This is a genomic window from Streptomyces yamdrokensis (assembly GCF_053890455.1).
In genome coordinates this window covers 6,404,504-6,427,850 of the sequence record NZ_CM132679.1, presented here as the reverse complement: position 1 = coordinate 6,427,850, position 23,347 = coordinate 6,404,504, and the positions used below count along the sequence as shown (strand labels likewise).

At 73.1% G+C, this 23,347-nt stretch carries 25 protein-coding genes and 1 pseudogene; 14 read left to right on the top strand and 12 right to left on the bottom strand.

All coding sequences use genetic code 11. The annotated features are described in order from the left end of the window. Together ACWZEH_RS28410 and ACWZEH_RS28405 are read left to right on the top strand one after the other, a co-directional pair. Entirely contained in the window at nt 1-360 is a 360-nt protein-coding gene (locus ACWZEH_RS28410; protein WP_456193920.1) for a DUF742 domain-containing protein, read from the top strand. Beyond that, the gene (locus tag ACWZEH_RS28405) at nt 347-943 is read left to right on the top strand and encodes a GTP-binding protein (RefSeq protein ID WP_266074929.1); all 597 of its coding nucleotides are present in this window, start codon (nt 347-349) and stop codon (nt 941-943) included. The genes ACWZEH_RS28410 and ACWZEH_RS28405 overlap by 14 nt, the downstream gene beginning before the upstream one ends. Before the next feature lie 147 nt (nt 944-1,090). Here ACWZEH_RS28405 and ACWZEH_RS28400 read toward each other — a convergent pair whose 3' ends face one another. From ACWZEH_RS28400 to ACWZEH_RS28385, 4 genes are all read right to left on the bottom strand, one after another. Continuing rightward, the gene (locus ACWZEH_RS28400) at nt 1,091-2,047 is read right to left on the bottom strand and encodes an ABC transporter substrate-binding protein (protein WP_456193919.1); all 957 of its coding nucleotides are present in this window, start codon (nt 2,045-2,047) and stop codon (nt 1,091-1,093) included. Between the two features lie 104 nt (nt 2,048-2,151). Continuing rightward, nucleotides 2,152-2,817, bottom strand: a complete 666-nt coding sequence (locus ACWZEH_RS28395; RefSeq protein WP_456193918.1) for an ABC transporter permease — start codon at nt 2,815-2,817, stop codon at nt 2,152-2,154. Continuing rightward, nucleotides 2,814-3,527 carry an ABC transporter permease gene (locus tag ACWZEH_RS28390; RefSeq protein ID WP_456193917.1) on the bottom strand — a complete coding sequence of 238 codons (714 nt, stop codon included), beginning with the start codon at nt 3,525-3,527 and terminating at the stop codon, nt 2,814-2,816. Before ACWZEH_RS28390 ends, ACWZEH_RS28395 begins: the two co-directional genes overlap by 4 nt. Next, complete coding sequence (locus tag ACWZEH_RS28385; protein ID WP_456193916.1) at nt 3,524-4,648, bottom strand: ABC transporter ATP-binding protein; 1,125 nt, start codon at nt 4,646-4,648, stop codon at nt 3,524-3,526. Before ACWZEH_RS28385 ends, ACWZEH_RS28390 begins: the two co-directional genes overlap by 4 nt. 259 nt (nt 4,649-4,907) lie before the next feature. Here ACWZEH_RS28385 and ACWZEH_RS28380 point away from each other — a divergent pair, with 259 nt between their 5' ends. The 3 genes from ACWZEH_RS28380 (at nt 4,908) to ACWZEH_RS28370 (ending at nt 8,238) form a co-directional block, all read left to right on the top strand. Then, nucleotides 4,908-5,606, top strand: coding sequence for a response regulator transcription factor (locus ACWZEH_RS28380; RefSeq protein ID WP_456193915.1), 699 nt, complete (start codon nt 4,908-4,910; stop codon nt 5,604-5,606). Further along, nucleotides 5,603-7,129 (top strand): sensor histidine kinase, encoded by a 1,527-nt coding sequence (locus ACWZEH_RS28375; RefSeq protein ID WP_456193914.1) that lies wholly within the window; start codon nt 5,603-5,605, stop codon nt 7,127-7,129. Before ACWZEH_RS28380 ends, ACWZEH_RS28375 begins: the two co-directional genes overlap by 4 nt. Before the next feature lie 95 nt (nt 7,130-7,224). Beyond that, on the top strand, nt 7,225-8,238 hold the full coding sequence (locus ACWZEH_RS28370) for an NAD-dependent epimerase/dehydratase family protein (protein ID WP_456193913.1): 1,014 nt from the start codon (nt 7,225-7,227) through the stop codon (nt 8,236-8,238). Here ACWZEH_RS28370 and ACWZEH_RS28365 read toward each other — a convergent pair. Both ACWZEH_RS28365 and ACWZEH_RS28360 read right to left on the bottom strand, forming a co-directional pair. Beyond that, nucleotides 8,171-9,325 (bottom strand): sensor histidine kinase, encoded by a 1,155-nt coding sequence (locus tag ACWZEH_RS28365; RefSeq protein WP_456193912.1) that lies wholly within the window; start codon nt 9,323-9,325, stop codon nt 8,171-8,173. The two genes, ACWZEH_RS28370 and ACWZEH_RS28365, sit on opposite strands and share 68 nt — an antisense overlap. A gap of 2 nt (nt 9,326-9,327) precedes the next feature. Then, nucleotides 9,328-10,050: a response regulator transcription factor gene (locus ACWZEH_RS28360; RefSeq protein ID WP_456193911.1), complete on the bottom strand. Its 723-nt coding sequence runs from the start codon at nt 10,048-10,050 to the stop codon at nt 9,328-9,330. A 62-nt stretch (nt 10,051-10,112) separates the two neighbouring features. On the opposite strand from ACWZEH_RS28360, the pseudogene ACWZEH_RS28355 reads away from it, so the two are divergent. Then, nucleotides 10,113-10,796 (top strand): annotated as a pseudogene (locus ACWZEH_RS28355) (hypothetical protein); the annotation flags it as partial. Nucleotides 10,797-10,878: 82 nt separating this feature from the next. Here ACWZEH_RS28355 and msrB read toward each other — a convergent pair. The 4 genes from msrB to ACWZEH_RS28335 all read right to left on the bottom strand — a co-directional run bounded on the left by msrB (nt 10,879) and on the right by ACWZEH_RS28335 (nt 14,334). Then, on the bottom strand, nt 10,879-11,286 hold the full coding sequence (gene msrB / locus ACWZEH_RS28350; RefSeq protein ID WP_456193910.1) for a peptide-methionine (R)-S-oxide reductase MsrB: 408 nt from the start codon (nt 11,284-11,286) through the stop codon (nt 10,879-10,881). 49 nt (nt 11,287-11,335) lie between these two features. Then, nucleotides 11,336-12,724 (bottom strand): UDP-N-acetylmuramate--L-alanine ligase, encoded by a 1,389-nt coding sequence (gene murC, locus ACWZEH_RS28345; RefSeq protein ID WP_456193909.1) that lies wholly within the window; start codon nt 12,722-12,724, stop codon nt 11,336-11,338. Nucleotides 12,725-12,786: 62 nt separating this feature from the next. Beyond that, the gene (locus ACWZEH_RS28340; RefSeq protein ID WP_456193908.1) at nt 12,787-13,260 is read right to left on the bottom strand and encodes an indole-3-glycerol phosphate synthase; all 474 of its coding nucleotides are present in this window, start codon (nt 13,258-13,260) and stop codon (nt 12,787-12,789) included. Nucleotides 13,261-13,503: 243 nt separating this feature from the next. Next, on the bottom strand, nt 13,504-14,334 hold the full coding sequence (locus ACWZEH_RS28335; protein WP_456193907.1) for a pyrimidine reductase family protein: 831 nt from the start codon (nt 14,332-14,334) through the stop codon (nt 13,504-13,506). A 37-nt stretch (nt 14,335-14,371) separates the two neighbouring features. Between ACWZEH_RS28335 and zapE the strand changes: the two genes are divergently transcribed. The 3 genes from zapE (at nt 14,372) to ACWZEH_RS28320 (ending at nt 18,108) form a co-directional block, all read left to right on the top strand. Beyond that, a complete protein-coding gene (gene zapE, locus ACWZEH_RS28330; protein WP_456193906.1) occupies nt 14,372-15,472 on the top strand; it encodes a cell division protein ZapE in 1,101 nt (366 codons plus the stop codon). 116 nt (nt 15,473-15,588) lie between these two features. Further along, on the top strand, nt 15,589-16,605 hold the full coding sequence (locus ACWZEH_RS28325) for a slipin family protein (protein WP_456193905.1): 1,017 nt from the start codon (nt 15,589-15,591) through the stop codon (nt 16,603-16,605). 90 nt (nt 16,606-16,695) lie between these two features. Next, entirely contained in the window at nt 16,696-18,108 is a 1,413-nt protein-coding gene (locus tag ACWZEH_RS28320) for a PhoX family protein (protein WP_456193904.1), read from the top strand. A gap of 58 nt (nt 18,109-18,166) precedes the next feature. On the opposite strand, the gene ACWZEH_RS28315 is transcribed toward ACWZEH_RS28320, so the two are convergent. After that, nucleotides 18,167-18,655 carry an SRPBCC family protein gene (locus tag ACWZEH_RS28315; protein ID WP_456193903.1) on the bottom strand — a complete coding sequence of 163 codons (489 nt, stop codon included), beginning with the start codon at nt 18,653-18,655 and terminating at the stop codon, nt 18,167-18,169. Next, nucleotides 18,652-19,083: an ArsR/SmtB family transcription factor gene (locus ACWZEH_RS28310; protein ID WP_456193902.1), complete on the bottom strand. Its 432-nt coding sequence runs from the start codon at nt 19,081-19,083 to the stop codon at nt 18,652-18,654. The genes ACWZEH_RS28315 and ACWZEH_RS28310 overlap by 4 nt, the downstream gene beginning before the upstream one ends. Before the next feature lie 142 nt (nt 19,084-19,225). Here ACWZEH_RS28310 and ACWZEH_RS28305 point away from each other — a divergent pair, with 142 nt between their 5' ends. The 5 genes from ACWZEH_RS28305 (at nt 19,226) to ACWZEH_RS28285 (ending at nt 23,295) form a co-directional block, all read left to right on the top strand. Then, nucleotides 19,226-20,083: a polysaccharide deacetylase family protein gene (locus tag ACWZEH_RS28305; RefSeq protein ID WP_456193901.1), complete on the top strand. Its 858-nt coding sequence runs from the start codon at nt 19,226-19,228 to the stop codon at nt 20,081-20,083. Nucleotides 20,084-20,101: 18 nt separating this feature from the next. Then, on the top strand, nt 20,102-20,320 hold the full coding sequence (locus ACWZEH_RS28300; protein ID WP_456193900.1) for a hypothetical protein: 219 nt from the start codon (nt 20,102-20,104) through the stop codon (nt 20,318-20,320). Nucleotides 20,321-20,353: 33 nt separating this feature from the next. Further along, entirely contained in the window at nt 20,354-21,094 is a 741-nt protein-coding gene (locus ACWZEH_RS28295; protein WP_456193899.1) for an aminoacyl-tRNA hydrolase, read from the top strand. Between the two features lie 92 nt (nt 21,095-21,186). Beyond that, nucleotides 21,187-21,828: a hypothetical protein gene (locus ACWZEH_RS28290; protein WP_456193898.1), complete on the top strand. Its 642-nt coding sequence runs from the start codon at nt 21,187-21,189 to the stop codon at nt 21,826-21,828. 111 nt (nt 21,829-21,939) lie between these two features. Beyond that, nucleotides 21,940-23,295: an MbnB/TglH/ChrH family RiPP precursor modification enzyme gene (locus ACWZEH_RS28285; protein ID WP_456193897.1), complete on the top strand. Its 1,356-nt coding sequence runs from the start codon at nt 21,940-21,942 to the stop codon at nt 23,293-23,295. The last annotated feature ends 52 nt before the right edge of the window (nt 23,296-23,347 follow it).

The window sequence follows — 23,347 nt, the reverse complement described above, 5'->3', positions numbered from 1 at the left end:
GTGGGCGGAGGCGATTTCCCGGGCCGGCTCGTCCGACCGTTCACGCTGACCGGTGGCCGGACGCGGCCCAGCCGCGCCGACTTCACGCTCATCACGACGGTGACGACGGTCGAGCCGCAGCCCGAGGCGGCCGCCCGGCCGCAGCCCGAGCACACGCGCATTCTGCGGCTGTGCGCGGAGCCCCTCGCGGTGGCGGAACTCGCGGCGCGTCTCGACCTCCCGATGAGCGTGGTCGTGATCATGCTCTGCGACCTGCTGGAGGCGGGCCGGATCACCGTCCGCCCCCCGCACCACGTCACCCGTACCTCCCCGGACCTGGATCTGCTGCAGAAAGTGAGGGACGGCCTTGGCCGGCTCTGACATCACCGCTACGGCGCCCACCGAGCGTCCGGCACCCGACACGGTCAAGATTCTGATCGCCGGGGGCTTCGGCGTGGGCAAGACCACCATGGTCGGCTCGGTCAGCGAGATCGCCCCGCTGCGCACCGAGGAACCGCTGACCATGGCGGGCCTGGGCGTCGACGACCTCGACGGCATCGAGGAGAAGCGTGCCACCACCGTGGCGCTGGACTTCGGCCGGATCACCGTCTCCGACGACCTCGTGCTGTACCTGTTCGGCACACCGGGCCAGCAGCGGTTCTGGTTCATGTGGAACGACCTGTCCCTCGGCGCGCTGGGCGCGGTGGTCCTGGTCGATGTGCGCCGGCCCGAGTCCAGCTTCGCGGCGATCGACTTCTTCGAGCGCCGGGGCATCCCGTTCGTCATCGCCGTGAACGGCTTCCACGGGGAGCACCCCTACCCGGTTGAGGACATCCGGGAGTCGCTGGCCCTCCCGGAGGGCGTGCCGGTGCTGCTGTGCGACGCGCGGGACCGGACGTCGTCCAGGGACGTGCTGATCGCCCTGCTGGACCGGCTGATCGCCGCCGCCACGCCGGCGGGATGAGGCGAGGGCGAGGTGCGGTGGGGCGCGCCGGGAACGCGGGTGGGGCGCGGCCCTCCGCGGACCGCGCCCCACCCCTCGGGGGAGGAATCGTCACCCCGGGGGAGTCCTCGGCCGGCGAGGCGTCCGGGAACGGCCGCCCGCCCCTCGTCAGACCAGTCCGGCCGACTCCAGCCAGGCCTTCGCCACGTCCAGCGGGTCCTTCTTGTCCAGCTGGACCTGGGCGTCGAGGTCGAGCAGGGTCTCGGTGTCCAGCTTGGCGGAGACCTCGTTGAGTGCGTCGACACCCTCCTGGGAGAGGGCGTCCTTGCGGACCAGCGGGGTCACGTTGGCGAATCCGAAGAGGTTCTCCGGGTCCTTCAGGACGACGAACTCCTCCTTCACGATCGTCGGGTCCGTGGTGAAGATGTCCGCCGCCTGCACCTCGTTCTGCGTGAGCGCCGCCTGGGTCAGCGGGCCACCCGCGTCCAGCGCCTTGAACGACTTGAACTCCAGCCCGTAGACGGATTTCAGGCCCTCCAGGCCCTGGCGCCGGGTCTGGAACTCGGGCGAACCGCCGATCACCAGCTTCGACGCGATGTCCTCGAGGTCGGCGAGCGTCGACGACTCGGTGAGGCCGTACTTCTTCGCGGTCTCGGCGTTGACGCCGACCGAGTCCTTGTCCTCGGCCGGCGACGGGTCCAGCAGTGTCAGCTTCTCGTCGAGCTTGGCCTTGACGGCGGTGTTGACGGCCTGTGTGGACTCCTGCTCGGCCTCGGGGTCGAGGTAGGCGAGCAGGGAGCCGTTGTACTCGGGCAGAACGGTGATGGAACCGTTCTTCATCAGACCGTAGGTCGTCTCCCGGCTGCCGATGTTGTGTTTGTAGGTGACCTTGAGGCCCTTGGCTCTGAGTGCCTCGCCGTAGATGTCGGCGAGCAGAGTGCTCTCGGCGAAGTTGTTGGAGCCGACGACGACGGTGCCTGCCTCCGCCTTCTCCTCCTCGAGGGGGTTGTCGGAGGTGTCGCCGGACGAACAGCCCGCGAGCAGGGCCGCCGCGGCGGTGAGCGCGACGGCCGCCGCACCGGTGTGCCTCGTCCTGGACCAGCTGCTCTTGGCGGTATGAGTCATCCACCGATCCAATCCAGCCGCTTCACTCTCCGTCAAGCGCGGCCGGATCACGGTTGGTACTCGTACGCGTCGGACCGCACGACGAGGCACCCCGGCGCCCGCTCCTACCGCCTGCGCACCCCTGGTGACACCACGAAACGTCCCGCCGCCCAGAACAGCGTGAGCGTGACGAGCGCCAGGACCGCCACCAGGGTGGCGCCGCCGACCACCTTCTCGTAGTCGCGCTGGTAGAGCCCGTCGATGATGTACCGGCCGAGGCCGCCGAGGCTGACGTACGCGGCGATGGTGGCCGTCGAGACGATCTGGATGGCCGCCGAGCGCAGCCCGCTGAGGATGAGCGGCAGCGCCACCGGCACCTCGACCTGGAAGAGGATCCGCGACTCGGACATGCCCATGCCGCGGGCGGCGTCCACCGGGGAGGGGTCCACGGTGCGGACGGCCTCGTAGGTGGTCACCAGGATCGGCGGGACGGCCAGGACGACCAGCGGGATCATCACGGGCAGCAGACCGAAGCCGATCAGCAGGACCACCAGCACCAGCAGGCCGAAACTGGGCAGGGCGCGGGCGGCGTTGGCGATGAAGGCGAGCGCGTTCCCGCCGCGGCCGGTGTGCCCGGTCAGCAGGCCGACGGGCAGGCCGATCGCGGTGGCGACGGCGAGCGCCAGCAGCGAGTACTGGACGTGCTCGAGGAAACGCTGAGGAATGCCGTCGTAGCCCTGCCAGTTGGCGCTGTCGCTGAAGAACGCGTTGGCGAAGTCGAGGATGTTCACCGGGCCTCGACCCCGGCTTCTTCGGACCGTCCCAAACGCACGGCGGACCCGGCCCCGGAAACGGACCGCGCGCCACGGGGCATCCAGGGCGTGAGCAGGACCCTGAGCAGGACCAGGAGGGCGTCGCACAGGATCGCCAGGACGGCCATGGTGAGCACGGCGTTCACCGCGAGCTCGGGCCGGTCGTACTTCTGTGCGGCCGCGAGCAGGTTGCCGAGGGCGCCCTGGTTGCCGATCAGGGCGCCGACGCTGACCAGGGAGATGCTGGACGCGGTGGCGACCCGCAGGCCGGCGATGATGGCGGGCGCGGCGATCGGCAGCTGCACCTGGGTGTAGCGCCGTACGGGGCCGAAGCCCATGGCGGTGGCGGCGGCCAGGGTCTCGTCCGGTACCGAGCGCACGCCGTCGACGATCGCCGGGATCAGCACCACCAGGCTGTACAGGGCCAGCGGGATCATCACGGTGAGTTCGGTCTGGCCGGTGTAGTCGATCAGGACGACGAAGAACGCCAGGGACGGGACGGCGTACAGCACGGTCGTCAGGCCGAGCACCGGCGGGTACAGCCAGCGGAAGCGGCCGCACAGCTGGGCGACGGGCAGCGCGAGCAGCAGCCCGGCGGCGACCGGGATCAGCGCCTCCCGCAGGTGCACTCCGATCAGGCCGGTCCAGGTGTGCTGGAGGTCGCTGGGGATGTCGAAGAAACCGTTCATCCGGCGACCTTCCCGTCGCCGGCGCGGCCGCCCCGGTGCGCGGTGCGGATGGCGTCGCCGATGGTCTGCTGGGAGACGACGCCCCGCACCCGGCCGGCGTCGTCCACGGCGACGGCCCAGCCGGTCGGGGAGAGCACGGCGCAGTCGAGCGCGACCCGCAGCGAGTCCACGCCGGGCACGAACGGCCGCCCGTACGGCAGGAGCTGGTCGGTGCGGATGCCCCCGGCGGTCAGCCGGCGCGGCTCGGACCAGCCGAGCGGGCGCCCCTCGTCGTCGGTCACCAGGAGGTGGGCGGCGTCGGCGGCGCCGATCCGCTCGGCGGTGGCGTCCGGCGGGATCACGGTGTCGGTGGCCAGTTCCAGCGCGGCGGTGGTGAGGAAGGAGAGCCGGCGGATGCCCCGGTCGGCGCCGAGGAAGTCCTCGACGAACGCGTCGGCGGGGTCGGACAGCAGCTCGGCGGGCGGCGCGTACTGGGCGAGCCGGCCGCCTTCGCGCAGGACGGCGACCATCGTGCCGAGTTTGACCGCCTCGTCGATGTCGTGGGTGACGAAGACGATGGTCTTGCCCAGTTCCTCCTGGATCCGCAGGAGTTCGTCCTGGAGTCCCTTGCGGACCACCGGGTCGACGGCCGAGAACGGCTCGTCCATCAGCAGCACCGGCGGGTCCGCGGCGAGCGCCCGCGCCACCCCGACGCGCTGCTGCTGGCCACCGGAGAGCTGGTACGGGTACCGCTTGGCCATGGCGGTGTCGAGGCCCACCCGCTCCATCAGCTCCGCCGCCCGCTCCCGGGCCCGCTGCTTGCCCCAGCCGAGCATGCGGGGCACGGTGGCGATGTTGTCGACGATCGTGCGGTGCTGGAACAGTCCGGCGTTCTGGATGACGTATCCCATGGACCGGCGCAGGGTGGTGACCGGCCGGCGCTGGACGTCCTCGCCGTCGAGCAGGATCGTTCCCTCGGTGGGTTCGACCATGCGGTTGATCATGCGCAGGGTGGTCGTCTTGCCGCAGCCCGACGGTCCGACGAGGACGGTGATGGAGCGGTCGGGAATCTCCAGGGAGAGCCGGTCGACCGCCACCGTGCCGTCCGGGTAGCGCTTCGTGACTGATTCGATCCGTATCAAGACGCCGGATGCCCTTCGGATGGCTGGAAACTTCTGGCCGAGACGGCCGCGCGGTCTGCCGCCGGTCGAGTGTAGACGGCACCTGTGACACCGCCCGGGGAACGCGTTGCCCGCGTCCCCGTGCGTCCCGCGTCCGTGGCACGACCGCCCGCCGGACGGGCTGCCCCACGCAGCCACCTGCCCCGCGCCCACCACGGGAAACACCCTTGAACCCCGCTGTTCGGAACACCTTTGGGACCGGGTGCCGCAGTATGGGCGGGTGGAGAAAGTACGACTGCTCGTCGTGGACGACGATCCGCCGATAGCCGACCTGGTGGCGACCGTCGCCCGGTACGAGGGCTGGGAGGCCGTCACGGCCCACTCCGGCGAGGAGGCGCTGCGCCGGGCCGCCGCGTTCCGGCCGGACATCGTGGTGCTCGACGTGATGCTGCCCGACGTCGACGGTTTCGGCGTGCTGGACCGGCTGCGCGGCTCGCGGGCGCTGCTGCCGGTGGTGTTCCTCACCGCGCGTGACGAGGTCGCCGACCGGGTGGCGGGGCTGACCCGGGGCGGGGACGACTACCTGGTCAAGCCGTTCGCCGTGGAGGAGTTGATGGCACGGCTGCGGACGGTGCTGCGGCGCACCGCGGGCGGCGGCCCGAGGTCCGCGGCCCGGCCGGTGCTGCGGGTGGCGGACCTGACGATGGACGAGGACACGCGCGAGGTACGGCGGGGCGACAGGCTGTTGTCCCTGACCCCCACCGAGTACGAGGTGCTGCGCTACCTCGTGTGCCGCTCGCCGGCGGTACTGACCAAGGCCCAGATCCTGGACCACGTCTGGGAGTACGGCTTCGGGGGCCGGTCCAACGTCGTGGAACTGGTCGTCAGCAGGCTGCGCCGCAAGCTCGACGACACCGGAGAGCCGCTGATCCGGACCGTGCGGGGCTTCGGCTACGCGATCCGGCGGGCCGCCGAGTGATCCGGCGCTCGCGGAGGGCGCTGCGGCGGCTGTCGGCGGGCTACCGGGGGCTGCGGCTGGGCACCCGGCTGGCGCTGGGCATCGGGGTGCTGTCGCTGGTCGTGTTCGCGGTCGTCGGTGCGACCCTGACCACGTACATGAGGGACTATCTGGAGCATCAGCTCGGCACGCAGCTGAAGCTGGTGCAGACCGTGCAGGCCAAGGACGCGGCCGCGCACGGCACGGTGCGGCGCAAGCCCTACTACGGCTGGTACACCGCGGTGTACGACGTCTCGGGTGGCTCGGTCGCCCTGCGCAGGCCGGCCGACGTCCCCGGCGACACCCGCGCCTTCTCCGCGCTCGCGCGCAGGATGGCCCACTCCGACACCGAACTGCTGGGCACCGCCCGTATCGACGGCGAGGGCACCTACCGGCTCCGGGGCTGCGAGGTCGAACCCGGGGTGGTGCTGGTGAGCGCCGCGCCGGTGGCGGGGGTCGAGGAGACCGTGGAGCGGCTGATCACCGTGCAGGTCGTGGTGTTCGCGCTGGCCCTGCTGGCGCTGGTGGTGGCGGGGCGGCGGATGCTGCGGCGCGGGCTGAAGCCGCTGAGCGACATGGCCCGCACCGCGCACGGCATCGCGTCGCACGATCTGACCGAGTCGGCGTCCCGGCTGCCGCTGCGCGCCGACGGCCGGGACGGCGGCGCGGAGGTGGCGGAGCTGCGCACCGCCTTCAACAGCATGCTGGAGCACATCGACGCCTCCCTCGCCGTCCGCGCGAAGGCCGAACAACGGCTGCGCCGCTTCGTCGCGGACGCCTCGCACGAGTTGCGCACCCCGCTGATGTCGGTACGGGGCTACGCGGACCTGTTCCAGTACGCGGCCGCCGACGCGCCCGGGGAACGGGAACGGCATCTGGCCCGGCTGCGGGCCGAGGCGGCCCGGATGGGCGTGCTCCTCGACGACCTGCTGCTGCTCGCCCGGCTGGACGCGGCGGAGGCGAAGGCCCCGCAGCGGACGACGGAGGCGGATCTGACGGAGCTGGTCCGGCAGGCCGCCGACGCGTTCCGCGCGAGCCACCCGGACCGCCCCCTGACGGTGACGCCGCCGGGCGGCGCGGGGCCGTGCGGGGTACGGCCACGAGAGGGCGACGACGCGCAGCGGCGGCTGAGGCTGCGGGTGGATCCGCAGCACATCCGGCAGGTGCTGGACAACCTGCTGACCAACGCCGCCGTGCACACCCCGCCCGGCACCCGGGTCGACGTGTCCGTGGCCGTGTCCGGCCCCGACTCCGCCGCGCTGATACGGGTCGCCGACGACGGGCCCGGCATCCCGGCCGAGGACCGGGAGCGGGTGTTCGACCGGTTCTACCGGGTCGACAGGGCCCGCAGCCGTGACCGGGGCGGCAGCGGGCTGGGCCTCGCGGTCGCCAGGTCCCTGGTCCGGGCGCACGGCGGCGAGATCGAACTGGGCGCCGGAGGGCCGGGACCGACGGTCTTCACCGTACGGCTCCCCCTCGACGGGCCGGGCACCGCCGGCCGTTGACGCCGTACCGGGCATCGGCCCCTCCGTCTTACGGGCCGGTGACATGCGGCGCGTGGAGCGGCCTCCGGGCGGGGGCGCGGGCCTAGCGTGACCGTATGCGTGTACTGGTCACCGGCGGTGCCGGGTTCATCGGGTCCCATGTCGTGGAGGTGCTGCGGGCGCGCGGGCACGAGCCCGTGGTGTACGACGTCCACACCGATCCGGCGGCGGACGTGCGCGACGCCGGCGCCGTGCGCGACGCCCTGTCCGGTGTCGACGCCGTCTGCCATCAGGCGGCGGTGGTCGGCCTCGGCACCGGCTTCGCCGACGCCCCCGCGTACGTCTCCCACAACGGCCTGGGCACGGCGGTGCTGCTGGCCGCGATGGAGGAGGCCGGGGTGGGGCGCCTCGTCCTGGCGGGGTCGATGGTGGTGTACGGGGAGGGCCGCTACTCCTGTGCCCGGCACGGGGTGGTGCGTCCCGGCCCGCGCGCCGTCGGCGACCTCGAGGCCGGGCGCTTCGAGCCTGCCTGCCCCGCCTGCGGGTCGCCCCTCTCCCCCGGCCCGGTCGGCGAGGACGCTCCCACCGACCCGCGCAACGTGTACGCGACGACCAAGCTGACGCAGGAGCACCTGGCCGCCGCCTGGGCCCGGTCGACGGGCGGGACCGCGGTGTCGCTGCGCTACCACAACGTCTACGGCCCCCGGACGCCCCGCGACACCCCGTACGCGGGCGTGGCCTCCTTCCTCCGCTCGGCGCTGGCCCGCGGCGAGGCACCCCGCGTCTTCGAGGACGGCCGCCAGCGCCGGGACTTCGTGCACGTACGGGACGTGGCGGCGGCCAATGCCGCGGCGCTGGAGGCCGATACGGCGCGGGGCGTGCTCACCGCGTACAACACGGGCAGCGGCACACCCCACACGGTCGGCGAGATGGCCCACGCCCTGGCCTCGGCGTACGGCGGCCCAGAACCGGTCGTCACGGGCGAGTACCGTCTGGGCGACGTCCGCCACGTCACGGCCGACTCCACCCGCCTGCGCACCGGCCTGTCCTGGAGACCGGAGATCACCTTCGAGGACGGGATGCGCGAGTTCGCGGCGGCGGGGTCCGGTTCTCCGCCGTGGGGAGGGTGACCTCGAAGCGGCAGCCGCCGGTGACGTTGCGGACGGTGGCGGTGCCCCGGTGGGCCTCCACGAGGCCGCGGACGATGGCGAGGCCGAGGCCCGCGCCGGCGGGCGGGGTGCGGGCGTGGGTGCCGCGCCAGCCGGTGTCGAAGACGCGGGGCAGGTCCTCGTCGGGGATGCCGCCGCAGCCGTCCGTCACGGAGAGGACCACGTCGTCGGCAAGGCGTTCGGCCGCGACGGCGACGGTGCCGTCGGCCGGGGTCCGGCGGATCGCGTTGACCAGCAGGTTGCCCAGGACACGGCTCATCTCCCGGCCGTCCACCTCCACGGGCACCGGCTCCACCCGGCCGCCGACGAGCCGTACCCCGTGCTCGCGGGCGAGCGGGTCCGCGCCGGCGAGGGCGTCGCCGACCAGGTCGTACAGGGACATCCGGGAGAGGGACAGGGTGAGGGTGCCCGCGTGGATGCGGGAGAGCTCGAAGAGGTCGCCGACCATGCCGTTGAGGCGTTCCACCTCGGTGCGGATCTGGCGGAGGTAGCGGTCGGGTTCGGCGGCGACGCCGTCCTCCAGGGCCTCGGCCATCGCGCGGAGGCCGGCGAGCGGGGTGCGCAGGTCGTGGGAGATCCAGGCGACGAGTTCCCTCCGGGAGGACTCCAGTGCGCGCTCGCGGTTGCGGGACTCGGCGAGCTTGTCGCTGGTGGCCTGCAGTTCTCTGCCGAGCGCGGCGAGTTCGGCGGTGGCCGGACCGTCGGGAGCGGCGAAGTCCCCGCCGTCGCCGAAGGAACGGGCGGCGAGCGCCAGGTCCCGGCTGCGGGCGACGACCCAGCGGCCGAGCAGCAGCGCGGTCGCCATGGAGACCACGGCGGCCATCGCGACGACGGTCGTCACCACGGTCAGGTCGTGCGCCGAGAGGAACATCGCCTGTGCGACGGCCAGCGTGCCCGCGAGCATCGCGGTGACCGCGACGGCCACGACCACCGCGAGATGCGCGGTGAGCGTCCGCCGCCGGATCAGCAGCAGGACGCACGCGCCGAGCGCCCCGGCCGCGGTGGCGCCGAGGAAGGCGAACAGGGCGATGAGCAGCATGTCGCGCACGCTCAGTCCTCCCCGCTCGCGGGGTCGAAGCGGTAGCCGACGCCCCACACCGTCTGGATGAGGCGGGGCCGTGCCGGATCGTCCTCGACCTTGCCGCGCAGCCGCCGTACGTGCACGGTGACGGTGGACAGGTCGCCGAAGTCCCAGCCCCACACCTCACGCATCAGCTCCTCCCGCGCGTAGGCCCGCCCGGGGTTGCGCAGCAGGAACGCGAGGAGGTCGAACTCGCGGATGGTCAAAGCCAGTTCGGTGCCGTGCTTGGTGGTGCGGCGGGCGGCGGGGTCGACCCGGAGTCCGGCGGCGCGCAGGACACCGGGCGCGGGGGAGGCGGCGGGGCGGGCGCGACGCAGTACGGACTCGACGCGCAGCACCAGTTCGCGGGGGCTGAAGGGCTTGGTCACGTAGTCGTCGGCGCCGACCTCCAGGCCGAGGATGCGGTCGTCCTCGTCGCCGCGCGCGGTGAGCATGATGACCGGCACGGGTCCTTGGCCGCGCATCCGGCGGCACACCTCCAGGCCGTCCATGCCGGGCAGCATCAGGTCGAGCACGACGAGGTCCGGCCAGTGGTCCGCCGCCCTGGCGAGCGCGTCGGGGCCGTCGCCGGCCCGGTCGACGACGTATCCGGCGCGGTCCAGATAGCCCGTGACGATCTCGGCGACGGTGGGGTCGTCGTCGACGACGAGGACCCGGGCGCCGGCCTCCGCGGGTGATTGCTGCTGCTCCATGCGGCCAGCCTCGCACCACGCGCGCGCGTCCGGGGCGGCCGGCCGCCGACGTCCGTGTTCCCGGCTACTTCACCGCCGTCGCCGCCTGGGCCGTCGCCCTGCTCGCCCTCGCCGTGACGGGGCACCGGCCGGCCTGGACGGGCCTGGGATCGGGGCTGCTGTTCGGACTGACCGTGTACCTGTCGTACGGGCTGACGCTGTTCGCGGTGATCGGAGCGGCGGTGCTGCTGCCGGGCGGGTGGCATCGGCTGCCCCGGCTCCTGTCCCGGCTGCTGCTTCCGCTGGTCGGCGGGTTCCTGGTCGTACCGGTGGTGTTCGCCGTACTGGGCTTCGACTGGTGGGAGGCGTACCGGCTGCTGGTGACCCGCTACCACCAGGGGTCGGGCGGAGTCCGGCCCTACGGGTACTGGATCTGGGCGAACCTCGCCTGCACGGTGCTGGTCGCAGGCCCCGCGACGGTGGCCGGACTGCGCCGGTGCGGGAGTGCCCTGGCGGCCCGGCGGCGGCCCGCCCCGCTCACCGGCGGCCCGGTCCGCCGCCTCGTCCTGCTGGTGCTGTCGGCGCTGCTCGCGCTGCTGATCGCCGACCTGTCCGGGATGAGCAAGGCGGAGACGGAACGCATCTGGCTGCCGTTCGTGTTCTGGCTGCTCCCCGCCGGTGCCCTGCTGCCCGCCCCGCGCGCCTGGCTCGCCGGTCAGGCGGTCCTCGCCCTGCTCCTCAACCATCTGCTGCGCACCGGACGGTAGGGCGGGGCTCCCGGGAACCGCGAAGGGGCCGCCGGGTATCCCCGGCGGCCCCTTCGCGTCGGTGCGATGTGCCGTGTGCGGATCAGCTCCCGGCGGGCCGCAGCTTCAGCGAGATGCTGTTGATGCAGTACCTCTGGTCCGTGGGCGTCGCATACCCCTCCCCCTCGAACACGTGCCCGAGATGCGAGCCGCAGCGGGAGCAGCGCACCTCGGTGCGCGCCATGCCGTGCGACCGGTCCTCGACCAGTTCGACCGCGTCGGAGTCCCGCGGGTCGTAGAACGAGGGCCAGCCGCAGTGCGACTCGAACTTGGTCCCCGAGGTGAACAGTTCGGCACCGCAGGCGCGGCACGAGTAGACACCCTCGGTCTTGGTGTCGGTGTACTCACCGGTGAAGGCCGGCTCCGTGGCCGCCTGGCGCAGAACGGCGTACTCGGACGGCGACAGCTCCGCGCGCCACTGCTCGTCCGGCTTCTCCACGTCGTACGACATGAGTCTCCAGCCCTTCCACTCCTACGTCGGCGTTCCCGCTTCGACGTTCTCACTTCGACAGACGGTCCAGGATCAACGGGCCGAGGTCGGTGACGTCGCCCGCTCCCATGGTGAGAACCAGATCACCGGGCTTCGCCATTCCCGCGAGGGCCTCCGGGATCTTTGTCCTGTCGCGCACCGGCGTCACGTCCGCGCCCGCCACCCGCGCCGCGTCGATGATCAGCTCGCTCGTGACGCCGGGGATCGGGTCCTCGCGGGCCGGATAGATGTCGAGGACGACCGAGGAGTCGGCCAGTGCCAGGGCCCGGCCCATCTCCTTGCCCAGCTCCCGGGTGCGGGAGAAGAGGTGGGGCTGGAAGACGACCAGGATGCGGGCGTCACCCGCGGCGGCGCGCATCGCCTCCAGGTCGGCGGTCATCTCGGTCGGGTGGTGCGCGTAGGAGTCGATGACCTGGACGCCCGCCGCCTCGCCCTTGAGCTGCAGGCGCCGGTTCACCCCGGTGTACGCGGCCAGCGCCGGGGCCAGTTCGGCGGCCGGGATGCCGAGCGCGACGCCCGCGGCGAGCGCGGCCACCGCGTTGTGCGCGTAGTGGCGGCCCGGGACGGACACCGTGAAGGTGAGCGGGATGCCCTCGAACTCGACGGTCACCTCGCTCTTCAGTCCCTGCGGTACGACCGACGTCACCCGCACGTCGGCGTCCGCCGCCTCGCCGTACGTCACGGTCCGGACCGAGCCGTCCAGCCGCCGGGTCAGCTCCCGCGCGCCCTCGTGGTCCGACGAGATCACCAGCGTGCCGCCGGGCACGATCCGGCCGACGAACGTCTCGAAGGACTCGTGGATCTCCTCCATGGACGCGTAGTTGGCGTGGTGGTCCAGCTCCACGTTGAGGATGATCGCGACCTCGGGCGCGTACTTGTGGAAGCTGCGGTCCGACTCGTCCGCCTCGGCGACGAAGATCTCGCCGTCGCCGTGCAGCGCGTTGGAACCGGGCACGTCCAGGTCGCCGCCGATGGCGTACGACGGCCGGCGGCCCAGCTCGGTCAGGGAGACGGCCAGCATCGAGGTGGTCGTGGTCTTGCCGTGGGTGCCGGCCACCGCGATCGGGCGCAGGCCGTCCATGAGGGCGGCCAGCGCGTCGGAGCGGTGGACCACGGGCACACCCAGTTCGGCCGCGCGGACCAGCTCCGGGTTGTCCTCGCGGATCGCCGACGACACGACCACGCAGCTCGCGTCGTCGGCCAGGTGCCCGGCGGCGTGCCCGATGTGCACGGTGGCACCCAGCGCGCGCAGCGCCTCGGCGGTGGCGGACTCCTTGGCGTCGCTTCCGGCCACCTCGGCGCCGCGCTGCGCGAGGATCTTCGCGATGCCCGACATCCCGGCGCCGCCGATGCCGATGAAGTGCGGTCGGTCCATGGCGGTAGGAAGGCCGGGTGCCATGCGTGTCTCTCCCCAGTGGTGACGAGTGTCTTCGCGCCCTCGTGGGAAGGCGTCGCCCCAGCCTATGCCTTGCTGTGCGAGAACAGTTTCAGCACCGGCACCCCCACCTTGTGCCGGGCCCGGGAGGCCCAGTCCCGGTGGAAGAACTCCTCCACGTAGTGCGGGTCGGTGAGCACGATCACCTCGTCCGCCCCCGCCTCCCGGACCATCGTTCTCAGCGCGTCCAGGGGGTGGTCCCCGATCAGCCGGCCCCCGGCCTCGTGACCCGCGGCGCGCAGGGCCCGCAGGGAGACCTCCAGGGCCCGCTCCCCCATGGTCTTGGCCTCCTCCCCCTCGGGGGTCTCCCCCTCGCGGACGGCGTCGTCGAGCTCGCCGAGGGCCACGTCGTCGATGGCCCGGAGCAGCCGGTCGGCCTGCTCCCCGCGCGGCTGGAGCAGCACCTGGAAAGTGACCGCCTCGTCGCCGTGCAAGGTGGTGACGAACTCCACGTCGGCGGACGTCAGGGCCTTCTCGATCATCAGTACGCTTGTGAACACCAGGCGCCCCTTCTCGTCAAAGGGCCATGGGCCCTCTTCTCCCCGTGGGCCGAGCCGGGCCCTGCGGAAACCATCCTGCCCCGTGTTCGCACGGGCACTGCCGGATTCAGTCTGCCCGCCGCGGCGCCAAGCGGAACGGAACATTCCGCCGATTACCGGACCAGCGGTAGTCGTCGAACGCGCCTTCGAGTGCTCCTGGGCGCCCCCGAACACCGCCGGAGGGCTCGGACCCGCCCGGTCCGCTCAGGGCCGGGCGTACCGCGTGAACAGGAAACCGTCCTCCTCCAACATCGCCTTCAGCGTGAAACGGCGCGGAAGTGTCACAGTGGGTCCACCGGTGATGCGCTGAGCGTCACCCGCGGTGAGCATCGGGGCCACGGTCAGGCAGAGTTCGTCCAGCACACCGGCCGCCACCAGCTGCCCCAGCAACCGCGGGCCGCCCTCGGTCAGCAGCCGGGTGTGCCCCAGCTCCGCGAGTTCCCGGACCGCCCGTGCCGGGTCCGCACCGGCGCCCTCCCCCGCGGTCACGACCCGGGCCCCGGCCGCCTCGGCGGCGGCGACCCGGACCGAGGGCGCGGCGGCGCCGGTGAGGATCAGGGTGGGCACCAGCGGGGAGGTGAACAGCGGCAGGGAGAAGTCCAGGTCCAGGCTCGCGGACACGACCGCGATCGCCGCCGCCGGCCCCTGCCCGGCGGCTTCCCGCGCCGCCGCGAACCCGGCACGCGCGCGGGCCGGGCGGTAACCCTCCTGCCGAACCGTTTCCGCGCCGACGAGCACGACGTCCGCCAGGGCCCGCAGCGTGCCGAAGACACGCATGTCGGCCGGGCTGGAGATGGGTTGCGAGCGGCCCTCGTGCTGGGCGGCACCGTCGAGTGTCGACACCATGTTGGCCCGCAGCCACGGCCGCCGGACCCCGCCGGGCTCCGGCTCCGGGTAGGCGTACTCGGCGGCCAGTTCGGCCGGGCTCCACTCCCGGCCGCCGCCGTCCTGCGCGGCTCCCGCGCCGTCGCCGGCCGTACCGGCGCTCGCCGCGGGAACTGCTGTTTCGTCGATCACGGGGAACAGGCGTCGCATGAACCGCAGTGTTCCACGCCCCGTAGTATGAGTAAGCGTGTCCTCCTCCCCCGCATCCCGGCCCGGTGTCACAGTCGAAGCGGCCCCGCTGTCCCTGTGCGCCCGTGAGCCGCACGTCCCCGCGGACCGGCTCGTCGCCGAGATGGTGCCGCCGCCGCGGTTCGACGCGGTCCGCTTCGACACGTACGTACCGGACCCGGACCAGCCCAGCCAGACCGAGGCCGTACGTGTCCTCGAGGGCTTCGCGGCGGGTCTCGGCAAGGCCCCCGGCGGCGGTTTCGGCAGGCGCGGTCTGTTCGGCTTCGGGAAGGCGGCGAAGCCCGTCCCGGCCGGCCCCCGCGGCGTCTACCTCGACGGCGGGTACGGCGTCGGCAAGACCCACCTGCTGGCCTCCCTCTGGCACGCCACCCCGGCCGAGCCCGCGCTGAAGGCGTTCGGCACCTTCGTGGAGCTGACCAACCTGGTCGGCGCCCTCGGCTTCCAGCAGACGGTGAAGACGCTCTCCGGCCACCGGCTCCTGTGCATCGACGAGTTCGAGCTGGACGACCCCGGCGACACCGTGCTCGTCTCCACCCTGCTCGGCAGGCTGGTCGAGGCGGGCGTCGCGCTCGCCGCCACCTCCAACACACTGCCGGGCAGGCTCGGTGAGGGCCGGTTCGCCTCGGCCGACTTCCTGCGCGAGATCCAGGGCCTGTCGGCGCACTTCCGCGCCCTGCGCATCGACGGCGAGGACTACCGCCACCGCGGCCTGCCGAAGGCGCCGCCGCCGTACACCGACGAGCTGGTGACCAAGACCGCGTACGCCACCGAGGGCGCCTCGCTGGACGGCTTCGCGGACCTGCTGGACCACCTCGCGAAGGTGCACCCCAGCCGGTACGGCGCCCTGACCGACTCACTCGCCGCCGTGTGCCTCACCGGCGTGGGGCCGGTGCCGGACCAGTCGACGGCGCTGCGTCTGGTCGTCCTCGCCGACCGGCTCTACGACCGCGAGGTGCCCGTACTCGCCTCGGGACTGCCGTTCGACGAGCTGTTCAGCGAGGAGATGCTGAAGGGCGGCTACCGCAAGAAGTACTTCCGGGCCATCTCCCGCCTCACCGCCCTGGCCCGGGACGCCGGCCGGCTCACGGGACCCTCGTAGCCGCCGCCCCGCCCACCGGATGCGTGGCCTCACCCATGGTCTCGGCCGGGGTAACGGGCATATCGTGGCAGAAGTGACCGCAATCGCCTGAAGCGGGCCTCTGACGGGAGGTCGTCATGGTCGAGGAGCTGCTCACCGCGGCCGCCGCCACCGGTGCCGCGGGCGTCGCCTATCTCGCCGCGGCGGCGCGGGTCGTCAAGCAGTACGAGCGGGGCGTGGTCTTCCGTCTCGGCCGGCTGCAGGGCGAGGCGCGCCGGCCCGGGTTCACGGTGATCGTGCCCTTCGTGGACCGGCTGCACAAGGTGAATCTGCAGATCGTCACGATGCCGGTGCCCGCACAGGAGGGCATCACCCGGGACAACGTGACCGTGCGGGTCGACGCGGTCGTCTACTTCAAGGTCGTGAACGCCTCCGCGGCGCTGGTGAACGTGGAGGACTACCGGTTCGCGGTGTCCCAGATGGCGCAGACGTCGCTGCGTTCGATCATCGGCAAGAGCGACCTCGACGACCTGCTGTCCAACCGCGAGAAACTGAACCAGGGCCTGGAGCTGATGATCGACAGCCCGGCGGTCGGCTGGGGTGTGCAGATCGACCGGGTCGAGATCAAGGACGTCTCGCTGCCCGACACCATGAAGCGGTCCATGGCCCGTCAGGCGGAGGCCGACCGCGAGCGGCGGGCCCGGGTCATCAACGCCGACGCCGAGCTCCAGGCGTCCAGGAAGCTCGCCGAAGCGGCCCAGCAGATGGCGGACACGCCCTCCGCGCTGCAACTGCGACTGCTCCAGACCATCGTGGCGGTCGCGGCCGAGAAGAACTCCACACTGGTACTGCCCTTCCCGGTGGAGCTGCTGCGCTTCCTGGAACGGGCGGCCCAGAATCCGGTGCGGCGGGAACACGCCCTCGAGGAGCCCGGCCCGTCGGCCGGCCGGCCGGGGAACGGCGACGGAGGAGGAGCGAGGGAGGAGGAGAGGGACAGGGACGAGGACGCGGGCAGGGACCCGGCCCCGGACTTCGGGCGCCTGGCCCCGGACACAGGCCTCAAGGCCGACCCCGGCCCCGGCGCTCACCCCGGCCCCGACCCCGCCGTCGGCTCCGGACACACGACACGCGAGCGCCCCCGGACCGGCGCGTGACACGTGCTCCGCGCGTGGTTCCCGTGACTCACGGCAGGTGGTAGACACAGCGGGACCACAGTTCCTGTCCGCCAGCAGGAAGGTTCCCCCATGCCAGAAACAGGCACGCCCGAAACAGGGTCCGGCACCGGGTCCCCGCCCTCGACACGACGTCGGCTGCTCGCCCGTTCCGGCGCTCTGGGCATCGGCATCGCGTTCTCCGGCTCCCTCTCCGAGCTCTTCACCCCCGCTGCCGCCGCCGCGCAGCACCTCGGTCATCACGACTACGGCCCTCTCGTCCCCGACCTCGACGGACTGCTCGACCTGCCGAAAGGTTTCCGCTACCGGGTGCTGTCCCGCGAGGGCGACCCCCTGCGCTCCGGCGAGGGTCCGGTCCCCTCCCACCACGACGGCATGGCCGCCTTCGCGGGCGGGCACGGCCGGATCCACCTGGTCCGCAACCACGAGAACCGCGCCGACGCCAGAATCCCGGTCCCGGTGACCGAGGGCCTGACCTACGACCCTCAGGGCAAGGGCGGCTGTACGTCGCTGACCCTGGACCCCCGCGGCCGGGTGCTCTCGGAGCGGGTCGCGATCGCCGGTACGGCCGTCAACTGCGCGGGCGGGCCGACGCCCTGGGACACCTGGCTGACCTGCGAGGAGACCGAGGACAAGGCGGGCACCAACGGCTACGCCAAGGACCACGGCTACATCTTCGAGGTCGACGGCGCCGACCCGCGCCGCACGGGCGCCGTGCCGCTGACCGCGATGGGCCGCTTCCAGCACGAGGCGATCGCGGTCGACCCGAAGCGTGGCGTCGTCTACGAGACGGAGGACGCCTTCGAGCGGCCTTTCGGCCTCTTCTACCGGTTCCTGCCCGACAAGCCGCTGGGCGGCACCGGCTCGCTGCGCGCGGGCGGCCTGCTCCAGGCCATGCGGGTGCCGGGCGTGCCTGACCTGTCCTCGGTCCAGGAGACGGGCGCCCGGTTCGACGGCGTCGAGTGGGTGGACGTACCGGATCCACTGGCCACCGAAACGCCCATCCGTTTCCAGGACTTCGGCACCGGCGTCACGCACGCGCAGAAGCTGGAGGGCTGTTACTGGGGCGGGCGGTCGGTGTACTTCGTGTCGTCCTTCGCCCGCAGCGCGGAAGGATCGGCCGGCGACCACTACGGGCAGATCTGGCGCTACGACCCGGACCGGCGCCGCCTGACGCTGGTGATCGTCTTCGGGCCGGACACCGACGTACAGCTCCCCGGCGAGTCACCGGACAACATCTGCCTCGCCCCCGGCGGCGGCCTGATGGTCTGCGAGGACGGCGACGGCGCGCAGCACGTCTACGGCGTGACCCGGCGCGGCGAGGTGTACGCACTGGCCCGCAACCGCCAGAACAGGGGCACTCCGCAGGACCCGGACTGGGGTGAGTTCGCCGGGGTCGCCTTCTCCCCGGACGGCCGGACGATGTACGTCAACTGCTACGACCCCGGGACGACGTTCGCGGTCACGGGCCCCTGGCGGCGGTGACGGCGCGGGGCCGGCCGGGGCGGTTCGCCCCGGCCGGCCCCCACGGCCCGTACGCGGCTCAGGCAGCCGCCAGCAGGCCGTCCATCTGCCCGATCGACTCGCGCAGCCCGTCGACCATGCCCATCTCGGCCAGCTGCTCCATCTGCTCGCGGGTGTCGAAGACCGAGCGCAGTTCCATCCTGGTCCCGCCCTCGCGCTCGCTGAGCGTCATCCGTACCGCCGTGGTCGGCATCTCGGCGTTCGGCTTGCCGTCCTGGCCGGAGAAGCCGTCGGTGAACTCCAGGGACGTGGGCGGCGCCACCGTCGCGATCCGCCACCAGCCGCCGAACTTCTCGCCCTCCGGGCCGGTCATGAAGTACGTGACCTCCCCGCCAGGGGTGAGGTCGTGCTCCTCCACCGTCGCCGGATAGGTCGGCGGCCCCCACCAGCGCTCCAGCTGCCGCGGGTCGGCCCACAGCTGCCACACCCTCTCGACCGGTGCGGTGAAGTCCGCGATCACGGTGAGGGTCAGCCGGTCGACATCCTTGTCCACGCTCGTGACGGTCATCGGTCCTGTCCTTCCGTCGTTTCCCTGCCGTCGCCCGGCCTCGCCGCGGTTCCGGCGCCGCCTGCGGCCTCGGCCACGGTCCCGGCCCCGGTCCCGGCTTCGTCCGCCAGTAGACCGGACATCCGGTCCACGCGCGCCCGCCAGGCCGTCTCCAGCTCGTCGAGGGCCCGCCGCGCCCTGCCCACCGCGTCGGGGTCGGTCCGCACCAGCTGCTCCCGGCCGCGGCGCCGCTTGGTGACCAGACCGGCCCGCTCCAGCACCGTGACGTGTTTCTGCACCGCGGCGAAGCTCATCGGGTACGCCTCGGCCAGCCGTGACACGGACAGCTCACCCCGCACACAACGACGGAGCATGTCGCGACGCGTCGCGTCGGCCAGGGCGTGGAACAGCCGGTCCACGCTGTCGTCGGTCAAGCCATCTACAACCATTTGGTTGTACGTTAGTCCGGCACGTCCCACACCGCAAGCGGGAGCAGAAAACACACCCCGGACTCGGCCACCCGAGTGGCACCCCATCGCGCCTGCCGACGAACGAAGGGGGATCACCCGACACGGCCCATACGGTCATACGGTGATCACATCGGTACACCGAGTAGCAGCCTTCTGTGCCCTCACCACCGCGCTCGCCGCCCTCGCCGCCTGCGGCGCCGCCCCCCATCCCGCGCGGCTGCCGCGCGGTGCCCCCTCCGCCGGCGCCGCGACACCCCTCACGCACCCGCCCACCCTGGCCCCGGGGCCGGCGGGCCTGACCCCGGTCTTCGAGAACGCCCCCCGGACCGCCGGGAAGACCGTCGCCCTCACCTTCGACGCCGACATGACCGCCGACCAGGGCCCGCGCGCGGCGGCGGGCGAGCGCTTCGACCATCCGCGGCTGATCGCCACCCTGCGCGCACTGAAGGTGCCGTCCACCGTGTTCATGACGGGGCGCTGGGCCGAGGAGTACCCGGACCAGGCCCGTTCCATCGGGACGGACCCGCTCTTCGAGGTCGCCAACCACTCGTACAGCCACTACGCGTTCACGGACGACTGCTACGGCCTGCCGACCGTCGACCGGGACCGGATGCGGGCGGACGTGGAGCGGGCGTACGCGGCGTTCCGCGAGGCGGGGGTGGAGGACCCGATGCCGTACTTCCGCTTCCCCGGCGGCTGCTACGACCGCGAGGCGCTGAAGGCGCTCACCCCGGCCGGTGTCACCGCCGTGCAGTGGGACGTGGTCGGCGGCGACGCCTTCGCCACGGATGCCGACGCGGTGGCCCGGCAGGTCCTGGACGGAGTGCGCCCGGGCTCCGTGGTCGTCCTGCACTGCACCCGCAGCGCGGCCCCGGCGACCGAGCGGGCGGTACGGACGGTCGTCCCGGAGCTGCGCCGCCAGGGCTACCGCTTCGTCAAGGTCTCCGACCTGATCGCGACGGCGAACGGACGCACCTGACCGTCCCGGGCCGGAGGTATGACCGACAACGACTACTGCCTGATCGACGCGACCCGGCCCTCCAAGGCCGACGGGCCTCCGTACGCGGAGTGCGTGCTGTGCCGGGAACCGACGGAGCACCCGGAGTCGTACAAGGGCAGCACCATGTGCCCGGTGTGCATGGGGGTCCCCCCTGTTCGAGCGAAGTCGAGAACTTGGGGGAGGCAGGAGGCCCGGCGCACGGCCTGCTCCGGGTGACGGGAGCGCGGCGCGGCTTGGCAGACTGGCCGTGTGAACAGTGACCAGACCCACGACGGGTCCCGTGGCCGGAACCCGGCTGCCGCGAGCCCTTTCCGCTCCGACCCGGGCTCCCGCGACGAGGTCCCCCAGTTCGTGCTGCCCCTGGTGGCGCGCATCGAGCGGTCGGCGCCCCCGGCCCGCACGGACGCGCTGGAGACGGCGGCCCGCGCGGTGCTGACGATGCTGGCGGACGAGCGGTCGGCGGGCGAGGGCGAGTGGGCGCGGGCGATGCGTGACTGGCAGGACGCCCGCATCCGCAAGGTGGTCCGCAGGGCCCGCGGCGCGGAGTGGCGTCGCGCGAAGGCCCTGCCCGGCATCACGGTCACCGGCAAGTCCGCGGAGGTCCGGGTCTTCCCGCCCGTGCCGCTGGACGGCTGGCCCAAGGACCTGGCCCGCCTCCAGGTCTCCGGCACCGACCTGGACGACCCGGAGCCCCCGCCTCCGGCAGACCCCACGGCCCCGGTCCTCTGGCTGAACCCCGACCTCGGCATGTCGGCCGGCAAGGCCATGGCCCAGGCGGGCCACGCGGCCCAACTGGCGTGGTGGGAGCTGACCGACGAGGACCGCACCGCCTGGCGCGACGCCGGCTTCCCCCTCTCCGTCCGCCCCGCCGGCCCGTCCCACTGGAACACCCTGACCACCAGCGGCCTCCCCCTGGTCCGCGACGCGGGCTTCACGGAAGTCGCCCCGGGCTCCAGCACGGTGGTGGCGGACCACCCGTCCCTGCGCTGAGGCCTCCGTCCGGTGTCAGTGGCGGCCGCGACGCCGGCGGCATCGACGCGGCCCCCTTCTCCCCGCGAGACGGGCACTGTCATGATTCGGCCATGGCCGATACCGCCTCACCCGTATACCGGGCGCGCTACGGCTGGGACCTCAGGGCCACGGGAGTCGTGGCCGTCTGCGCCGTCTTCACCGCGCTTCTGCTGTTCTCCGGCATCCCGCTGTACGTGCGCGTTCCGGGGCTGCCGCTCTTCGGCGTGGGCGGGCTGTTCATAACGTACGTGGCGCTCAGCGGCAAGGTCGCGTTCCGGGTGGACGAGACAGGTGTACTGCTCGGCGGGAGCCCCGCCCGGTACAGGGCCACCACCGCCCATGTGCCGTGGGGCGACATCACCGGTGTGGTGCTCTGGCGACAGACCGCGGGCCGCTCCTCCGTGCCCTGTGTCGGGGTCACCCGGCGAGAGGGCGCCCCGGCCCTGTCCGGTGACGGCCCGGGGGCCCGTGCCGTCCTGGAGCATCTCGTGCCGGTTTTGGCCGATGTCGCGACGGCCTCCCGGGCGGTGACCGGGTGGCGCCTCGACCGGGACCGGCTGAGGGCCGCCGTGGCCCACTTCGCGCCCGGCCTCCCCGTGCACGACCACCGCCAGTACGCCTGCTTCCGGGGCGGGCCGAAACGGTGGGCCCGCCGCGCGCGCCTCCCAACGCCCGCCCGGCGGCTCCTTCCCGAAGCTCAAATGTTGCTCTGAAGGTGGCCGCGACGCGGTTCGGGTGCCGGCTTCGGGGCCATACCCCCGTCACGTCCGGACGGACGTCCGGCGGGGGCCGACGAGGTCGCCGGTGGAGGAGGGGGAGAACACATGGAGCGACTGGGTACGGGGATCGGGTGGCGGCCGGAGATCGCCGGGGACGTCGAGCGGATGCCGGGGATCGACTGGGTCGAGGTGGTGGCCGAGAACGTGTGTCCCGGGCATCTCCCCGAGTCGCTGCTGCGGCTGCGCGAGCGCGGGGTGACCGTCGTGCCGCACGGGGTCGCGCTCGGGCTCGGCGGGGCCGAGCGGCCGGACGCGGGGCGGCTGGAGGCGCTGGCCGAGCGGGCCACGGCGCTCCGGTCGCCGCTGGTCACCGAGCACATCGCGTTCGTGCGGGCGGGCGGCCCGCTCAGCGTCTCCCCCCGGCTCGAGGCCGGTCACCTGCTGCCGGTGCCGCGCACCCGGGACGCGCTCGACGTGCTGTGCGAGAACGTCCGGATCGCCCAGGACGCCCTGCCCGTACCGCTCGCCGTGGAGAACATCGCGGCGCTGTTCTCCTGGCCGGGTGAGGAGATGTCCGAGGGCCAGTTCCTGTACGACCTGGCCGACCGCACCGGCGTACGGCTGCTCATCGACGTGGCCAATCTGCACACCAACCACGTCAACCGCGGCGAGGACCCGGCGAAGGCGCTCGCCGAACTGCCCCTGGAGGCCATCGCGTACGTCCATGTCGCGGGCGGCGTCGAGCGGGACGGCGTCTGGCACGACAGCCACGCCCACCCCGTGCCCCGGCCGGTACTGGACATCCTCACCGACCTCGCCTCCCGGGTCTCCCCTCCCGGTGTGCTCCTGGAACGGGACGAGAACTTCCCCGAACCGGGTGAGCTGGAGCGTGAACTGACCGCCGTTCGGGAGGCGGTGGGGAAGGGGGTGACCGCGCGGAGCACAGCACGGGCGAAGAGCCCCGGTCCCGGCCCCGGCTCCGGCCCCGGCTCCGGCCCCGGCTCCGGCCCCGCAGGGGAAGCCGGCTCCGGCGAAGCCGCGCGGCAGCGGGTCGCGCTCGCCCAGGCGGCGGTGCTGTCCTCGCTGGTCGCCGGGACGCCCGCGCCCGAGGGGTTCGACCGGGTGCGGATGGCCGTGCAGGCGCGGGCGCTCGCCGCGAAGCGGGCGGACGTCGTCGCCAAGGTCGCGCCCGAGCTGCCGGTGATGCTCGGCGAGCGGTACCGGGCGGCCTTCCTCGCCCACGCCCGGAAGCGGCCGATGACCGGGGGCTACCGGCAGGACGCGCTGGACTTCGTCGAGCAGTTGCTGCTCGACTCCGGGCAGCGGGGGCGGCAGCACGGGCAGCTGCCCGTGCGGGAGTTGCGGGAGTGGTGGCTGGAGCGGTCGGGGCCCCGGCCGCGGTCGCGCCGGCCCGCGGTGCGGCTGGCGCGCGCCACGCGGCGGGCGCTGCTGCGGCGTTGAGGCCGGGGCACGCGAGCCGGAGCGGGGGCCGTTTCCGGCACCCGGCCGGTCG

What these genes read in the sequence shown, in the direction of transcription:
- ACWZEH_RS28400 (WP_456193919.1), bottom strand. Translation starts at nt 2,047, where the DNA reads ATGACTCATACCGCCAAGAGCAGCTGGTCCAGGACGAGGCACACCGGT.
- ACWZEH_RS28300 (WP_456193900.1), top strand. Translation starts at nt 20,102, where the DNA reads ATGACCGACAACGACTACTGCCTGATCGACGCGACCCGGCCCTCCAAG.
- ACWZEH_RS28370 (WP_456193913.1), top strand. Translation starts at nt 7,225, where the DNA reads ATGCGTGTACTGGTCACCGGCGGTGCCGGGTTCATCGGGTCCCATGTC.
- ACWZEH_RS28320 (WP_456193904.1), top strand. Translation starts at nt 16,696, where the DNA reads ATGCCAGAAACAGGCACGCCCGAAACAGGGTCCGGCACCGGGTCCCCG.
- ACWZEH_RS28290 (WP_456193898.1), top strand. Translation starts at nt 21,187, where the DNA reads ATGGCCGATACCGCCTCACCCGTATACCGGGCGCGCTACGGCTGGGAC.
- msrB (WP_456193910.1), bottom strand. Translation starts at nt 11,286, where the DNA reads ATGTCGTACGACGTGGAGAAGCCGGACGAGCAGTGGCGCGCGGAGCTG.
- ACWZEH_RS28335 (WP_456193907.1), bottom strand. Translation starts at nt 14,334, where the DNA reads ATGCGACGCCTGTTCCCCGTGATCGACGAAACAGCAGTTCCCGCGGCG.
- ACWZEH_RS28360 (WP_456193911.1), bottom strand. Translation starts at nt 10,050, where the DNA reads ATGGAGCAGCAGCAATCACCCGCGGAGGCCGGCGCCCGGGTCCTCGTC.
- ACWZEH_RS28310 (WP_456193902.1), bottom strand. Translation starts at nt 19,083, where the DNA reads ATGGTTGTAGATGGCTTGACCGACGACAGCGTGGACCGGCTGTTCCAC.
- ACWZEH_RS28325 (WP_456193905.1), top strand. Translation starts at nt 15,589, where the DNA reads ATGGTCGAGGAGCTGCTCACCGCGGCCGCCGCCACCGGTGCCGCGGGC.
- ACWZEH_RS28285 (WP_456193897.1), top strand. Translation starts at nt 21,940, where the DNA reads ATGGAGCGACTGGGTACGGGGATCGGGTGGCGGCCGGAGATCGCCGGG.
- ACWZEH_RS28390 (WP_456193917.1), bottom strand. Translation starts at nt 3,527, where the DNA reads ATGAACGGTTTCTTCGACATCCCCAGCGACCTCCAGCACACCTGGACC.
- murC (WP_456193909.1), bottom strand. Translation starts at nt 12,724, where the DNA reads ATGGCACCCGGCCTTCCTACCGCCATGGACCGACCGCACTTCATCGGC.
- ACWZEH_RS28315 (WP_456193903.1), bottom strand. Translation starts at nt 18,655, where the DNA reads ATGACCGTCACGAGCGTGGACAAGGATGTCGACCGGCTGACCCTCACC.